16 protein-coding genes are annotated in these 14,050 nt (G+C 69.6%); 12 read left to right on the top strand and 4 right to left on the bottom strand.

Annotation, left to right across the window (positions count from 1 at the left end; genetic code table 11):
* Positions 1-127: 127 nt before the first annotated feature.
* Positions 128-871, top strand: a complete 744-nt coding sequence (locus PGN23_RS13750) for a DUF4198 domain-containing protein (RefSeq protein WP_335303514.1) — start codon at positions 128-130, stop codon at positions 869-871.
* A gap of 5 nt (positions 872-876) precedes the next feature.
* A complete protein-coding gene (locus tag PGN23_RS13745; protein WP_335303513.1) occupies positions 877-1,251 on the top strand; it encodes a hypothetical protein in 375 nt (124 codons plus the stop codon).
* Positions 1,252-1,272: 21 nt separating this feature from the next.
* On the opposite strand, the gene copD is transcribed toward PGN23_RS13745, so the two are convergent.
* Complete coding sequence (gene copD / locus PGN23_RS13740) at positions 1,273-2,139, bottom strand: copper homeostasis membrane protein CopD (RefSeq protein WP_335303512.1); 867 nt, start codon at positions 2,137-2,139, stop codon at positions 1,273-1,275.
* Positions 2,140-2,169: 30 nt separating this feature from the next.
* The gene (copC, locus tag PGN23_RS13735) at positions 2,170-2,547 is read right to left on the bottom strand and encodes a copper homeostasis periplasmic binding protein CopC (RefSeq protein WP_335303510.1); all 378 of its coding nucleotides are present in this window, start codon (positions 2,545-2,547) and stop codon (positions 2,170-2,172) included.
* Positions 2,548-2,691: 144 nt separating this feature from the next.
* On the opposite strand from copC, the gene PGN23_RS13730 reads away from it, so the two are divergent.
* The 7 genes from PGN23_RS13730 (at position 2,692) to PGN23_RS13700 (ending at position 8,065) form a co-directional block, all read left to right on the top strand.
* Positions 2,692-2,952: a hypothetical protein gene (locus tag PGN23_RS13730; protein WP_335303509.1), complete on the top strand. Its 261-nt coding sequence runs from the start codon at positions 2,692-2,694 to the stop codon at positions 2,950-2,952.
* A gap of 3 nt (positions 2,953-2,955) precedes the next feature.
* Positions 2,956-3,393, top strand: a complete 438-nt coding sequence (locus tag PGN23_RS13725) for a periplasmic heavy metal sensor (protein WP_335303507.1) — start codon at positions 2,956-2,958, stop codon at positions 3,391-3,393.
* 133 nt (positions 3,394-3,526) lie between these two features.
* Entirely contained in the window at positions 3,527-4,099 is a 573-nt protein-coding gene (locus tag PGN23_RS13720) for an RNA polymerase sigma factor (RefSeq protein WP_335303506.1), read from the top strand.
* A gap of 32 nt (positions 4,100-4,131) precedes the next feature.
* Positions 4,132-5,913, top strand: coding sequence for a copper resistance system multicopper oxidase (locus PGN23_RS13715; RefSeq protein WP_335303505.1), 1,782 nt, complete (start codon positions 4,132-4,134; stop codon positions 5,911-5,913).
* Positions 5,910-6,791, top strand: a complete 882-nt coding sequence (locus PGN23_RS13710; RefSeq protein ID WP_335303504.1) for a copper resistance protein B — start codon at positions 5,910-5,912, stop codon at positions 6,789-6,791. The genes PGN23_RS13715 and PGN23_RS13710 overlap by 4 nt, the downstream gene beginning before the upstream one ends.
* A 328-nt stretch (positions 6,792-7,119) precedes the next feature.
* Positions 7,120-7,482 carry a helix-turn-helix domain-containing protein gene (locus PGN23_RS13705; protein WP_335303502.1) on the top strand — a complete coding sequence of 121 codons (363 nt, stop codon included), beginning with the start codon at positions 7,120-7,122 and terminating at the stop codon, positions 7,480-7,482.
* A complete protein-coding gene (locus PGN23_RS13700; RefSeq protein WP_335303501.1) occupies positions 7,412-8,065 on the top strand; it encodes an IS630 family transposase in 654 nt (217 codons plus the stop codon). Before PGN23_RS13705 ends, PGN23_RS13700 begins: the two co-directional genes overlap by 71 nt.
* A gap of 113 nt (positions 8,066-8,178) precedes the next feature.
* On the opposite strand, the gene PGN23_RS13695 is transcribed toward PGN23_RS13700, so the two are convergent.
* Positions 8,179-8,670, bottom strand: a complete 492-nt coding sequence (locus PGN23_RS13695; protein ID WP_335303500.1) for a hypothetical protein — start codon at positions 8,668-8,670, stop codon at positions 8,179-8,181.
* A gap of 31 nt (positions 8,671-8,701) precedes the next feature.
* A complete protein-coding gene (locus PGN23_RS13690; protein WP_335303499.1) occupies positions 8,702-11,011 on the bottom strand; it encodes an ATP-dependent helicase in 2,310 nt (769 codons plus the stop codon).
* 113 nt (positions 11,012-11,124) lie between these two features.
* On the opposite strand from PGN23_RS13690, the gene PGN23_RS13685 reads away from it, so the two are divergent.
* The 3 genes from PGN23_RS13685 (at position 11,125) to PGN23_RS13675 (ending at position 13,825) form a co-directional block, all read left to right on the top strand.
* Entirely contained in the window at positions 11,125-11,529 is a 405-nt protein-coding gene (locus PGN23_RS13685; protein ID WP_335303498.1) for a GFA family protein, read from the top strand.
* Complete coding sequence (locus tag PGN23_RS13680) at positions 11,526-11,909, top strand: nuclear transport factor 2 family protein (RefSeq protein WP_335303497.1); 384 nt, start codon at positions 11,526-11,528, stop codon at positions 11,907-11,909. Before PGN23_RS13685 ends, PGN23_RS13680 begins: the two co-directional genes overlap by 4 nt.
* A gap of 281 nt (positions 11,910-12,190) precedes the next feature.
* The gene (locus PGN23_RS13675; RefSeq protein ID WP_335303496.1) at positions 12,191-13,825 is read left to right on the top strand and encodes an inorganic phosphate transporter; all 1,635 of its coding nucleotides are present in this window, start codon (positions 12,191-12,193) and stop codon (positions 13,823-13,825) included.
* The last annotated feature ends 225 nt before the right edge of the window (positions 13,826-14,050 follow it).

Below are 14,050 nucleotides of genomic sequence, written 5' to 3'. Positions count from 1 at the left end.
GACACGACGGGATGCCTGATCCGGCGCAGGATTTGCAATATAATGCCTCGGGGTCGTCCGATACGGCATGATCCTGTCGGAGCGGCCGGTAGCATCGGCGTCGTCAGCTACGGCCAGGGAGGGTGGAATGAAGCTTCGTCACGTGGTTCTGTCGGGGGCGGCGGCGGCCGTGACCTTGGCGGCGTCGATGCCGCTCGACGCGCACGCGATCTGGTTCGCACAGCGCGCCAGGCAGCTCGCCTTCATCTACGGCGTTGGCGCGGACGACCTTGACGCGGTGAAGCGCGTGCCGCTGGTCAATTCGATCACCGGCTATGACGCGGACTGGGCGCCGGTGAAGACGTCGCTGCGGATCGCGGGGCCGATCCCGCTGGTCGACAGCGAGGCGCCGGTCGCCGCGGTGGCGGCGGTGATGAACTATGGCATGTGGAGCAGGATGCCCGACGGCCATTTCGTCAACAAGGGACGCGACGAGGCGCCGGGCGCGACCTTTTCCGAGCGGACGATCAAATATGCCGTCCACCTGACGCAGCCGCCGACGAAGCCGGTGCCGCTGCTGCCGGGCCACTCGCTCCAGCTGGTGCCGGTCGACATCGCCATCCCGCAGCAGATGGGCGCGCCGATGCGCGTGCGCGCGTTGTACATGGGCAAGCCGGTCGCGGGGGTGACGATCCTGTCCGACTATATCAACGATCCCGATGCGGTCGGGGTGAAGACCGCCGCGGACGGTACCGCGACGATCAAGGTGCGCAACCAGGGGCTGAACGTCCTGATGGCGATCTATGACGGTCCGGCCGACGACAGGACCAAGGTCGATCGCGTCGAGCACAGCGCGTCGCTGTCGTTCGTCCTGCCGCACAAGCCGGAGTGAGCGTCATGAAGACGACGATGATGCTGGCGGTGCTGGTCGCGACCGCCCCCGCGGCGCTTCAGGCGCATGGTGCGCTGAATGCGCGCCACGGCGGGCAGATCCAGGAAGTGAGCGAGACGGGGGTGGAACTCGTCACCGGCGCGACCGGCGTCGACGTCTACCTGACCGACGACGATACGCCGCTGGCGGCGTCGGGCTATGGCGGCAAGGTGACGGTCACGGCCGCGAACGGCGCGAGGACCGAGGCGCCGCTGGTCGCGGTCGAGGGCAATCACCTGACCGCGGCGGGTCTGGTCGCCCCGGCGGGATCGAAGGTGCTGGTGACGCTGTCCGACAGGGCGACGGGGATGCGCACCTTCGGGACGTTCGAGGCGAAGTGAGCGGCGGCCCGGCCGCGTGCGCTACGGCGCGGCGGTCGGGTCCAGCGTGCCGAGCGCGGCGACGAGGATCATGATCGCCAGCGCGAGCGCGGTTTCCACCGCCAGCGAGCGCCGCAGGGCGGGGATCGCCGCGGCCCCCTCTCGCACCAGCCGCGGCGTGAGGCGCCAGCGGTTCGTCGCGGCGAGCAGCAGCATGGCGCCGAACAGCGCGAGCTTCGCGATCAGCAACCGGCCGTAGAGCGTGGACGCGAGCCTCGGCAGCTCGGCGATGCCGGCGATCATCACGGTGTTGATCGCGCCGGTGACCACCAGCGTCGCGACGAAGACGGTGCCGAAGAGCGAGAAGCGATGGAGCGCGTAGGTCGAGCGGTAGGACGACGCGCGCCCGAGCACGCCGCCGGTGAGCGCGAGCAGCGCGCCGAACCACCCCGCGGCGGCGACGGCGTGCAAGCCGTCGGCAACGCAGTGCAGCCAGCCGGCCGCGCCCTCTCCGGCGCCGGCATGGCCGACACCGGCGAGGGTCGCCGCCGCGCCGGCCGCGGCGATCGCCACCGCGGGGGCGCGCGGCACCACCGCGAGCAGCAGGAGCACGATGGCGAGCGCCGCGGCACGCCACGCCATCACGCTGCCGATCGGGGTGTCGCGCAGCAGCGTGGCGATGAGGTCCGCATCGGCGGGAAACGGCGGCGTCCCCGCCATCGCCGCGGCGCTGGCGATCAGCCAGAACGCGGACAGCGCCAGCCCCCCGAGCGCCAGCCCCGCCAGCGCGATGCGGCGGGCCGGCGTCATCGTAAGGTCCGCCATGCTCCACCAGAACATGGGGAGGCCGGCGAGCGCGGCGAGATCGACGTACAGCGCGAGGCGCGCGGCGATGAGGATCGCGTCCATGCCCCTTCCGGCCCCCCTTGCGGTCGCGGCTTACTTGACGGTGAAGCTGTACTGCCCCTCGACCTTGTGCTGGTCGGCGGCGACGACGTGCCAGGTCAGGTCGTAGGTGCCCGCGGGCAGCGCGCGCGGCAGCGTGACGGCCAGCGTCTTGCCGTCGCCCTCGACCGCGGTCCTGAAGCCCTTGATCGGCATCGGCGCGTGATTGGCCATGCCGGGCATCCCGGTCATCACCAGCTCGACGTTGCTCATCGGCGCGAGCAGCTTCTCGGAAAAGGTCAGCGACAGCTTCGTCGGCTTCGCCACCGTGGCGTTGGCGGCGGGGGTGGCGCTCAGCAGCTTGGGATGGGCGAGCGCGGCACCCGGCAGGATGGCGGCCAGAGCGGCGGCGGCGATGAGGACGTGGCGCATGGACATTCTCCGAGGTCGACAGGGTTGCGATCCGAAGCGATACGCAGCGATCCGGCGCGCCCCTCACCCCCGCGCGATTTTTTCGGCGGGAGACAAGGGGTGACGCCGGCCGCGGCGTAATCGCGATGAGATGGGAGGTGCGCGATGAGCGATATCGATCGGATGCTGGAGGCGATGCGCGAGGCGCCGGGCGATCCGCGACTGGCGGAGATGGAGGCGACGGTGATGACCGGCGTCGCGGCGCGGCGGGCGGCGGTCCATGCGCGGCGCAGCGTGATGCTGGCGGCGGTGGTGGCGCTGGGCGTCGGGGTGGTGGGCACGACCGTGCCGGGTACCCCCGCCGCGGCCAGCCCCGCGGTGCTGGGCATGTCGGATTTCGCGCCGTCGCGGCTGCTGGACCGCTAGGGGATGACCGCGGGGCGTTATCTGCTGGTGGCGATCGTCGCCTTCGCCGCGGCGCTGGCGGGCGTATGGGTGGCGCGGACGTGGCTGGCGCCGGCACCGCGCGCTGAGAGCCAGATCCATGCGATCCTGCACGAGAAGCTGACGCTCGACGCGGCGCAGGAGCAGCGCATCCACGCGCTGGAGCAGGGGTTCGCCACGCGTCGCGCGGTCCTGGAGGCGGAGATGCGCGCCGACAACGCCCGGCTGGCGCAGGCGATCGCGCGGGAGCATGGCTATGGCCCGGGCGTCGCCGCCGCGGTCGATCGCTCGCATATGGCGATGGGGCAGTTGCAGAAGGAGACGCTGAAACACGTCTTCGCGATGCGCGGCGTCCTGCGTCCCGATCAGGCGGCGCAGTTCGACGCGGCGGTGGGCAAGGCGCTGACCGATCCGGGCAAGTGAGGGACGGGGTTGCGTCTTCCACGCGGACGACGGTGCTCCGGCGAAGGCCGGAGCCTTGCGTGGTCGAGCGCCACACTGGTCTGTTTGCGCTGCCCAGGGTTCCGGCCTGCGCCGGTACACGTCAAGTGATCGCATGACGGAGGACGACGATGCGGGGCTTGTGGCACGCGCGCTCAAGGGGGAGCAGGCGGCCTATTCCGTGCTGATGCGCCGGCATCGCGACGCGATCTATCGGCTGGCGCGCGCGCATGTCGGGGGGGATGCCGATGCGGCGCTGGACGTGGTGCAGGAGACGTTCGTCGCCGCCTTCGCCGCGCTGCATCGCTACGACGCGGCGCGACCGTTCCGCGCGTGGCTGTCGCGGATCGCGATCAACAAATGCCGCGATCGCGCGCGGCGCGCGGCGGTGCGGCGGTTCTTTTCCTTCGCACGGCCGCTGGAGGACGGCGTGGAGGCGCCCGATGCCGCGCCCGATCCGGAGGCCTCGGCGCGCTCCGGGCAGGAGGTGCGGCGGATCGAGCGTGCGGTCGCGGCGCTGCCCGACACGCTGAAGGAGGTGCTGCTGCTGCGCACGATCGAGGAATTGTCGCAGGCCGATACCGCGCAGGTGCTGGTCATCAGCGAAAAGGCGGTGGAGACGCGGCTCTACCGCGCGCGCCAGAAACTGTCCGCGATGTTGAGGGATGAGGTCGAGCCGCGCGTATAGACGGTGACGATCCCCCCGGAGTTGCCCTTACCATGCCGATCGACCGTCCCGCGGCCATCGACCGCCGCACGCTGATCCGTGGCGCTGCCCGTCTTGCGGGCGGTGCGGCGGTCGCCGGCGCGTTTCCCGCCTGGGCGCAGAGCGGGTCGGCGGGGCATAGGGCGGGGCATGACGCGGGGCGGGGCATCGGTGCGACGCTGTCGGGCGAGGAGATCGCGCTGACGGTCGCGGAATCGCGCTTCGGCACCGGCGGACGTTCGGCGCATGCGGTGACGATCAACGGCACGGTGCCTGCGCCGCTGATCCGGCTGAAGGAGGGGCAGAACGTCCGCCTCGCGGTGACCAATCGGCTGAAGGAGGATACGTCGATCCACTGGCACGGGCTGATCCTGCCGTTCCAGATGGACGGGGTACCCGGCGTCAGCTTCCCCGGTATCCGTCCCGGCGAGACCTTCACCTACGAGTTTCCCATCCGGCAGTCGGGCACCTACTGGTATCACAGCCATTCGGGAATGCAGGAGGCGATGGGGCATTACGGCCCGATCGTGATCGATCCCGCCGGCACCGACCCCGTCCAGGCGGAGCGCGAGCATGTCATCGTGCTGTCGGACTGGAGCCCGGTGCACCCGCATGTCCTGCTCAGGCGGCTGAAGCAGATGGGCGGCTATCACAATTTCCAGAAGCAGACGCTGGCGGGGCTGCTCGCGGGGCGGGACCAGCCGCTGAAGGAGCGTATCGACTGGGGCAAGATGCGGATGGACCCGACCGACATCTCCGACGTGACCGGCTCGACCTACAGTTTCCTGGTCAACGGGCATGGCACGCCGGAGAACTGGACCGGGCTGTTCGCGCCGGGCGAGCGGGTGCGGCTGCGGATCGTCAACGCCTCCGCGATGACCAATTTCAACGTGCGCGTGCCCGGCCTGGCGATGACGGTTGTCCAGTGCGACGGCCAGCATGTCCAGCCGGTCGAGACCGACGAGTTCCAGATCGGCATCGCGGAAACCTATGACGTGGTCGTCCGCCCGACCGAGGCGCAGGCCTATGCGCTGGTGGCGGAGGCGATCGACCGATCCGGGCTGGTGCGCGCGACGCTCGCGCCCCGGATGGGGATGGTCGCGGCGATCCCGCCGCTGCGCCGGCGCCCGCTGCTGACGATGAAGGACATGGGGATGGACATGTCCGGCATGGACATGGGGCAGGGCGGCGTCATCGACCTGAGCCAGCCGGCGAACGACAGCATGGCGGGTCATTCGATGAAGATGCGCGACACCGCGCTGCTGCCACCCACGGTGAAGGCGGGGCCGGGCGTGGCGACCGTGTCCGCGATGCCCGCGGATCGCGTCGCGGACAAGCCCACCGGGCTGGAGGATGTCGATCATCGCGTGCTGACCTATGCCGACCTGAAGTCGCTGACGCCGCGCACCGACACGCGGACCCCGACGCGCCGGCTCGACATCCACCTGACCGCCAACATGGAGCGGTACATGTGGTCGTTCGACGGCGTGAAGCTGTCGGAGGGCGCGGAGCGCATCCCGTTCCGCCATAACGAGCGGGTGCGCGTGACGCTCATCAACGACACGATGATGCCGCATCCGATCCACATCCACGGCCATTTCTTCGACCTTGTCACCGGCGCCGGGCTGAGCGATCCGCGCAAGCATACGGTCAACGTCCTGCCCGGCGGCAAGGCCAGCTTCGACCTGACCGCGGATGCGATCGGCGACTGGGCGTTCCACTGTCACATGCTGATGCACATGCACACGGGGATGATGCGCGTCGTCACCGTGCGCCACGAAGGCGACGCGGCATGAGCGGGCTCGCCACGCTCGCGCTGCTGCTCGCCGCGCCGCAGATGGACCATGCGGCGATGGGGCACGGCACCCCCGCTCCCGCTCCGGCGCAGGATCATGCGGAGCACGACATGGCCGCGCCCGCGCCGGAGGCGGCCGACATCCCGCAGGGCACGCCGCCTGCGGTGCCGCGCGACCATGCCGCCGACGCCTTCTACGATCCGGCTGCCGTCGCGCGCGCGCGCAAGACGATGGAGCAGGAGAGCGGGGGGATGATCTTCTCGCGCTGGATGCTCGACCGCGCCGAATATCGCGCCGGCAAGGGACGCGACGGCTATCATTGGGAGGGCGAGGGCTGGGTCGGCGGCGACCTGAACCGCTTCGCGATCAAGACCGAGGGCGAGGGGAGGTTCGGCGAGCGTGCCGAGCAGGCCGAGGTGCAGGCGCTCTACTGGCGCGCGCTCGACCCGTGGTTCAACCTGGAGGCCGGGGTGCGGCAGGATCTCCAGCGCGGCGGGCGGACCTATGCGGTCGTCGGCGTCGATGGGCTCGCTCCATACTGGTTCGAGGTGAGCGCGCAGGCGTTCCTGTCGGATCGCGGCGACGTGTCGGCGCGGCTGGAGGCGAGCTACGACCAGCGCATCACGCAGCGGCTGATCCTGCAGCCCGCGGTCGAGGTGAACCTGGCGGCGCAGGACGTGCCGGAGGCGCCTGTCGGGGCGGGGCTGACCAATATCGAGGCGGGACTGCGGCTGCGCTACGAATTCGCGCGCGAGTTCGCGCCGTATATCGGGGTGAACCGGGAGAAGTCGTTCGGGCGGACGGCGCGGTTCCTGCGGGCGGAGGGGGAGGGGGCTTCGGCCACCACCTTCGTGGCGGGGGTGCGGATGTGGTTCTAGCCGCGGCGCCCACCTCCGCGGCGAAGGCGGGACCTTTGCAAAAGGCTCCCCCGTGCTCCTGCGTAGGCGGGAGCCCAGGGTTGCAGCTCCGATAAGGCGTTGTTCTGCCTAGCCCCGGGCTCCTGCCTGCGCAGGAGCACGGCATGCGCTCGGTGCCGTTGCGCCCGTTTTGCAAAGGTCCCGCCTTCGCCGGGAACGGCGAGATTGGCGAGCGACAGATGACCTTTGTGGAGGGTTAGAGTCGTCTGCGACCGAGTTGAATCAAGGGGGATTCACGTAGGGGTGATTTGGTGATTCAAGGTGCTGGCCGGATGGGAGGCTGGCGTGGATGGGCAAGGCGTATTCGGATGACCTTCGCAAGCGGGTGGTAGCGGCGATGGCGACGGGGCGGAGCTGTCGGGAGGTGGGTGCGGCGTTCGACGTGGCGCCGAGCACGGCGGGGAACTGGTGGCGGCGCTACCGGCGCGAGAGCAGCCACGCGGCGCGGCCGATGGGCGGCGATCGGCGCTCGAAGCTGCTGGATCAGGCGGGCTGGATCGGCGAGCGGCTGGCCGAGGTGCCGGAGTTGACGCTGGGCGAAGTCAGGAGCGAGCTGGCCGGGCGCGGGATCGAGGTCAGTTATGCGAGCGTCTGGCGGACGGTGCGCAGGCTGGGGCTGCGGCACAAAAAAAAGGACCATCTTCGCGGCTGAGCAGGACCGGCCGGACGTCGCGGTCGCGCGCGAGGTCTGGCGTGCCGCACAGGCCGGACTGGACTTCACGTCGCTGGTCTTCGTCGACGAGACAGGGACGACCACCAGCATGACCCGGCTGCGCGGCTGGGGCCGGAAGGGCAAGCCGCTGCTCGGCAAGGCACCCCACGGGCACTGGATGACCTCGACCTTCGTCGCCGGCCTGCGCCACGACGGCATCGCCGCGCCGATGCTGATCGACACGCCGATGACCGGCCGCATCTTCCAGCAATGGCTGACCGATCACCTCATCCCCGAACTGCCGCCCGGCAGCATCGTGGTCTGCGACAACCTGGCGGCCCACAAGGTCGACGGCGTCCGGCAGTGTCTCGAGGATGCAGGCATGGGCCTGCTCTACCTTCCAGCCTACAGCCCCGACTTCAACCCGATCGAGCAGGCCTTCGCCAAGATCAAGGCGCTGCTCCGAAAGGCCGCCCCGCGCTCCTTCGACGCCATCGTCACAGCCCTCAAGCACATCCTCAAACGCTTCAGACCCGCCGAATGCGCAAACTACCTCCGACACTCAGGCTACGTGCAAACATGATCGAAACTGACTCTAGACGTAGGGTGTCGCGCGCCCCACGATGGTGAGGTGCGCGGAACCCTGGATGCCGGAACACGTCCGGCATGACGATAATGGGAGGGGGCCCGGGCGCCCTAGCCCAGCGCGTCGATCAGTTCGTCCCTGGTCATCGTCGACCGGCCCGGCACGTCGCGCTTCTTCGCCTCCGCATACAATTCCGCCTTCGTGCGGTGGTCGCGGTGGCGGGCGGTCTTCTTCGCCACGTCGTCGGGTTGCGCGCTGAACTGCTTGCCCTTCCTCGTATCGGCGCGCTTCTTCTTCGTGGTGCGGCGGTATTCGTCGTCGGACAGCGCCTCGCGCGCCTTCTTCGGCAGGTAGCGTTCGCCGGTCTTGCCGCTCTCCCTGCCCGACTTCGTGCCCCACTCCTCCTCGGTCCACTGGTGGAGGGAGTTATCGTCGTCCTTGCCGCCCACATAGCCGCCGCCGCGCTTCTTGTATTCCGCCACCGCCAGCTGCGCCTTGCGCGCGGACCATTGGCCCTTCCTGCCGCCTTTGGTGCCGGCGGTGACCTCTTCCTTCACCTTTTCCCACAGCGGGGGATCGGATTTTTCGGCTGTCTCGGACATGCAGCGGCAACGCGCGTATTCGCGGAACGCCTCACGGGGTGGTGACGAAACTGTCCATCACGCGCTTGCGCCCGGCCTGTTCGAAGTCGATCTCGAGCTTGTTGCCCTCGATCTCCGCGATCGTGCCGTAGCCGAACTTCTGGTGGAACACGCGTTGGCCGGTCGACAGGTCGCTGCGCCCCTTGTTGCCCAGGCTGACCGCGGAGGCGCGGCTCTCGACCACACGGACAGGCTCCTTCGTGAAGGTGCGGCTGGTCCATTCGCCGCCGGGCTTGCTGCCCCCCGCGCTGCCGAGCGTCCCCGCGGCGCGCTGCCACCCGGGCCCGCGCCCCGCGCCGCGCGCGACATTGGCGAAGGGATCGGCATGCTCCGACCAGTTGGCGCGCCACAGGCTCTCGCCGCCCGACATGCTCGTCTCGCTCTCGACATGGGCGGGCGGCAATTCGCCGACGAAGCGCGACGGGATCGAGGAGGTCCACTGGCCGTAGATGCGGCGGTTGGCGGCGTGGAGGATCGTCGCGCGGCGGCGGGCGCGGGTGATCGCGACATAGGCGAGGCGGCGTTCCTCCTCCAGCGCGCGCGTGCCCCCCTCATCGATCGCGCGCTGCGACGGGAAGATGCCTTCCTCCCATCCGACCAGGAACACGGTGCCGAATTCCAGCCCCTTGGCGGCATGGATCGTCATGATCGTGACCTTCGGATCCTCGCGCGTGGCGTCATTGTCCATGACGAGGCTGACATGTTCCAGGAATGCGCCGAGGCTGTCATATTCCTCCATCGCGCGCACCAGCTCGGAGAGGTTCTCCAGCCGCCCCGCGGCCTCGGCCGACTTCTCCGCCTGCCACATCGCGGTATAGCCGCTCTCGTCGAGGATCTGCCGCGCCAGCTCGGCATGCGGCAGGTCACGCGCCATGTCGCGCCAGCGCGCGATGTCGCCGACGAAGCGACCGAGCGACTTGCGCGCCTGCGGCGTCAGTTCGTCGGTGTCGAGGATGCGCGCCGCGGCGATCGACATCGGCATATCCTGTCCACGCGCCAGCTGGTGCAGCCGCGCGATCGCCTTGTCGCCGAGCCCGCGCTTGGGCGTATTGACGATGCGCTCGAACGCGAGGTCGTCGGCGGGCTGGTTGACGACGCGAAGGTACGCCAGCGCATCGCGGATCTCGGCGCGTTCGTAGAAGCGGAAACCGCCGACGATCTTGTAGGGCAGGCCGATCGCGATGAAGCGATCCTCGAACTCGCGGGTCTGGTGTTGCGCGCGGACGAGGATGGCGACGTCGTCGAGGCTGGTGCCGCTGCGCTGCGCCGCCTCGATCTCGTCGCCGACGCGCCGCGCCTCCTCGGGCCCGTCCCAGACGCCGAGCACGCGCACCTTCTCGCCCGCGTCGAGCTCGGTCCACAATTCCTTGCCCAGCCGCCCGCCGTTGTTCGCGATCACGCCCGAGGCGGCGGCGAGGATGTGCGGGGTGGAGCGGTAGTTCTGCTCCAGCCGGATGACGGTGGCGCCGGGGAAGTCCTTCTCGAACTTCAGGATATTCTCGACCTGCGCGCCGCGCCAGGAATAGATCGACTGGTCGTCGTCGCCGACGCAGCAGATGTTGCGCCGCTCCTGCGCCAGCAGCCGCAGCCACAGGTACTGGACCGAATTGGTGTCCTGATACTCGTCGACCATGATGTAGCGGAAGCGCTGCTGATACTGCTCCAGCACCGCGCGCTCGGTCTTCAGGATGGTGAGCATGTGGAGCAGCAGGTCGCCGAAGTCGCAGGCGTTCACCGCCCTCAACCGCTCCTGATAAAGCTGGTACAGCTCGCCGCCGCGGCCGTTGGCGTAGCGCTCGCTCTCGCCCGCATCGATCTCGCGCGGGGTCAGCCCCTTGTTCTTCCACTCGTCGATCAGCCCGGCGAGGCTGCGCGCGGGGAAGCGCTTCTCGTCGATGTCCGCGGCGATCACCAGCTGCTTGAGCAGGCGCAGCTGATCGTCGGTGTCGAGGATCGTGAAATTGCTCTGCAAACCCACCAGCTCGGCATGGCGGCGCAGCATCTTCGCCCCGATGGCGTGGAAGGTGCCGAGCCACGGCATCCCCTCCACCATGTCGCCGACCAGCCGCCCGACCCGCTCGCGCATCTCGCGCGCGGCCTTGTTGGTGAAGGTGACGCTCAGGATCTCCGACGGATAGGCCTTGCGGGTGTAGAGCAGGTGCGCGAGGCGCGCGGTCAGCGCCGCGGTCTTGCCGGTGCCGGCGCCGGCGAGCACGAGGACGGGGCCGTCGGTGGTCAGCACCGCCTGGCGCTGCGGCGGGTTCAGGCTGGCGAGATAGGGCGGGTCGATAACGTCGTTCACCACCGAACAGGTAGGGAACGGCGACCGGGGCGGCAACCCCGTGCGTACACGACGAGGGTTGCCAGAACGGCGCGGGCGTGGGAACATTCCGGCAACGGCAGGGAGGATTCAGGATGGCGATCACGGGCGGGTGCCATTGCGGGGCGGTGCGCTACACCGCGCAGGGTACCGCGGAGCATCATGCGCTGTGCCATTGCGGCGACTGCCGACGCTGGTCGGGAGCGCCGCTGGCGGGGTGGATCGCGTTCCGCGAGGCGGACGTGACGATCGAGGGCGAGCCCGCGGCCTACGCTTCGTCCCCGGGCGCGACGCGGCATTTCTGCGCGGCGTGCGGAACGGGGCTGTTCTATCGCAACGAGCAGGTGCTGCCGGGGCTGATCGATATCCAGTCCGGCACGCTCGACGCGCCGCAGGATCATGCGCCGGGCGCGCATATCATGGTGAAGGAGCGGTTGCCGTGGATGCGGGACATCGCCACCCTGCCGGAATTCGCGACCTATCCGGGGATGGAGGCGTGACCGATCCGATCGCCGCGTGGCACGATTACATGCACGCGCCGTCCGCCGACACGCTCGCGGCGCTGCTGGCCGAGGACGTCGTCTTCCACAGCCCGGCGGTCCATACGCCGCAGGTCGGCAAGGCCGTGACGATGAAATATCTCTCCGCCGCGGCCGAAGTGCTGGGCGGCGACGATTTCACCTACGTCGGCGAATGGCGCGCGGAGCGCTCGGCGGTGCTGGAGTTCACCTGCACGATCGGCGACGCGATCAAGGTGGACGGCGTGGACATCATCGGCTGGGACGAGGACGGACGGATCGTCTCGTTCAAGGTGATGATCCGTCCGATGAAGGCGCTGAACACGGTCGTGCCGCTGATGGCGGCGGCGCTGGCGCGCTGACGCGGGCGGGCGCCGGCGGGTATCCGGCGCAAGCGCCGCCCGCGCCCCTTCGGACATGGCCACGGGCCCGGATTGTTTCGCGCGATCGTCGCAGGATCGCGCGGTCCGGGCGCGCGCGCGGGACGGCGATGGCGGTCGCGGCACCCGGCGGGCGCGTTGCGCGACACCGCTCCGCCGCGGCCGGGGAGCCGATCGTCGCGTGCCGTGTTGACAAGCGCGAGGCGGCGGACTGGTAACATATGTCATGAAAGCGTCACGCGTAGCGGCAATGGGCGATCATCATGACAGCTGATGTCCTTGCGGCGATTCCTTCGGAGCCGTCCGCCGCCGCCCGCCGGTTCGATTCGCCCCCGAATCCGGTGGCGCGCTGGGTCTTCATCGCCGTGGTCGCGCTCGGCTTCGGCTTCGCGGTGGGCAGCGTCATCAGCGACGTGCGCCAGGTGGGCGAGCAGATGGCGGGCGGGGTGTTCCTGTTCCTCGCGCTCGCGCTGGTGATTGCGCTCGGCTTCGAGTTCGTGAACGGCTTTCACGATACCGCCAATGCGGTGGCGACGGTGATCTACACCAACGCCATGCCCGCGCATTTCGCGGTCGTGTGGTCGGGGTTCTTCAACTTCCTGGGCGTGATGCTGTCGTCGGGCGCGGTCGCCTATTCGATCGTCACGCTGCTGCCGGTGAACCTGATCCTGAACGTCGGATCGGGCGCGGGCTTCGCGATGATCTTCGCGCTGCTGCTGGCGGCGGTGCTGTGGAACCTGGCCACCTGGTACGTCGGGCTGCCCAACAGCTCCAGCCACACGCTGATCGGATCGGTGCTGGGCGTCGGCCTCGCCAACCAGCTCATCAACAGCGCGAGCGGCGGTGCGGCGGGCGTCGACTGGAGCCAGGCGACGAAGGTGCTGTCGGGGCTGCTGATGGCGCCGGTGATCGGTTTCTGCGCCGCCGCGCTGCTGCTGGTCGTGCTGCGTATCGTCACCCGCAATCCCAGGCTGACGCAGGCGCCGAAGGGCGATACGCCGCCGCCCAGGGGTATCCGGGCGCTGCTGATCTTCACGTGCACCGCGGTGTCGTTCAGCCACGGGTCGAACGACGGGCAGAAGGGCATGGGCCTCATCATGCTGATCCTGATCGGCTGCGCGCCCACCGCCTATGCGCTCAACCGCACGCTGCCGGCCAGCCAGACGCCCGCCTTCGTCGCGAGCGCGGAGGCGGCGGCGGGCGTGCTGCGCCGCCACGGGGCGATCGACATGCCGCTGCCCGCGGCGCGCGACACGCTGGCGAAGGCGTTGGAGCAGCGCGCCACGACGACGCCCGCCGCCTATAGCGCGGTGGTGGCGGTATCGGGCGAGGTGTCGCGACAGGTCGCGGGCTATGGCGCGTTCAGCCGGGTGCCGGCGGCGGCCGCGCCCAACATCCGCAACGACATGTATCTGGTGCTGGAGGCGACCCGCGCGATCGCCAAGGCACCGTCGGCGCACCTGAGCGATGCCGAGCAGTCGACGCTACAGGCCTATCGCGGCAAGCTGGAGGCCGGCACGCGGTTCATTCCGCTGTGGGTCAAGGTCGCGGTCGCGCTGGCGCTGGGGCTGGGAACGATGGTCGGCTGGAAGCGGATCGTCGTCACCGTGGGCGAGAAGATCGGCAAGCAGCACATGACCTATGCCATGGGCGCCTCCGCCGAACTGGTGGCGGCGGGCACGATCCTGGCCGCGGACCGCTTCGGCCTGCCGGTGTCGACGACGCATATCCTGTCGTCGGGCGTGGCGGGCGCGTCGGTGGCGAGCGGGCACGGCTTGCAGCGCCGCACCATCGTCCAGCTGGCGGCGGCGTGGATCATGACGCTGCCGGTGGCGATGCTGCTGTCCGGGCTGCTTTACTGGGCGCTGCTGACGCTGGTGCGCGCCGGCGGGTTCTGAGGCCGAAACCGTCGGCTGGGTGATGGAACGGCAGGCGCTGCCCGTCATCGGCCTTTTGCCCACTGGGCCCGGCTTCGCGGGACCTTAGCAAAACGGCGGCAACGGCGCCGGGCCCATGCCGTGCTCCTGCGGAGGCAGGAGCCCAGGGCCAGGCAGAACACCGCCTTGTGGGACGTGCAACCCTGGGCTCCTGCCCGCGCAGGAGCACGGTGACACCTTTTCGAT

It is taken from the genome of Sphingomonas adhaesiva (genome assembly GCF_036946125.1).
GTDB classification, from domain to species: Bacteria; Pseudomonadota; Alphaproteobacteria; order Sphingomonadales; family Sphingomonadaceae; genus Sphingomonas; species Sphingomonas adhaesiva_A.
Note: the sequence above shows the minus strand (reverse complement) of the source record. Positions and strands in the feature narration are given on the sequence as shown.

Excerpts from the sequence above, each read along its gene's own strand:
- PGN23_RS13695 (WP_335303500.1), bottom strand. The coding sequence starts at position 8,670 with ATGTCCGAGACAGCCGAAAAATCCGATCCCCCGCTGTGGGAAAAGGTG.
- PGN23_RS13750 (WP_335303514.1), top strand. The coding sequence starts at position 128 with ATGAAGCTTCGTCACGTGGTTCTGTCGGGGGCGGCGGCGGCCGTGACC.
- copD (WP_335303512.1), bottom strand. The coding sequence starts at position 2,139 with ATGGACGCGATCCTCATCGCCGCGCGCCTCGCGCTGTACGTCGATCTC.
- PGN23_RS13730 (WP_335303509.1), top strand. The coding sequence starts at position 2,692 with ATGAGCGATATCGATCGGATGCTGGAGGCGATGCGCGAGGCGCCGGGC.
- PGN23_RS13720 (WP_335303506.1), top strand. The coding sequence starts at position 3,527 with ATGACGGAGGACGACGATGCGGGGCTTGTGGCACGCGCGCTCAAGGGG.
- PGN23_RS13710 (WP_335303504.1), top strand. The coding sequence starts at position 5,910 with ATGAGCGGGCTCGCCACGCTCGCGCTGCTGCTCGCCGCGCCGCAGATG.
- PGN23_RS13725 (WP_335303507.1), top strand. The coding sequence starts at position 2,956 with ATGACCGCGGGGCGTTATCTGCTGGTGGCGATCGTCGCCTTCGCCGCG.
- PGN23_RS13700 (WP_335303501.1), top strand. The coding sequence starts at position 7,412 with ATGCGAGCGTCTGGCGGACGGTGCGCAGGCTGGGGCTGCGGCACAAAA.
- copC (WP_335303510.1), bottom strand. The coding sequence starts at position 2,547 with ATGCGCCACGTCCTCATCGCCGCCGCCGCTCTGGCCGCCATCCTGCCG.
- PGN23_RS13685 (WP_335303498.1), top strand. The coding sequence starts at position 11,125 with ATGGCGATCACGGGCGGGTGCCATTGCGGGGCGGTGCGCTACACCGCG.
- PGN23_RS13715 (WP_335303505.1), top strand. The coding sequence starts at position 4,132 with ATGCCGATCGACCGTCCCGCGGCCATCGACCGCCGCACGCTGATCCGT.
- PGN23_RS13675 (WP_335303496.1), top strand. The coding sequence starts at position 12,191 with ATGACAGCTGATGTCCTTGCGGCGATTCCTTCGGAGCCGTCCGCCGCC.
- PGN23_RS13745 (WP_335303513.1), top strand. The coding sequence starts at position 877 with ATGAAGACGACGATGATGCTGGCGGTGCTGGTCGCGACCGCCCCCGCG.
- PGN23_RS13705 (WP_335303502.1), top strand. The coding sequence starts at position 7,120 with ATGGGCAAGGCGTATTCGGATGACCTTCGCAAGCGGGTGGTAGCGGCG.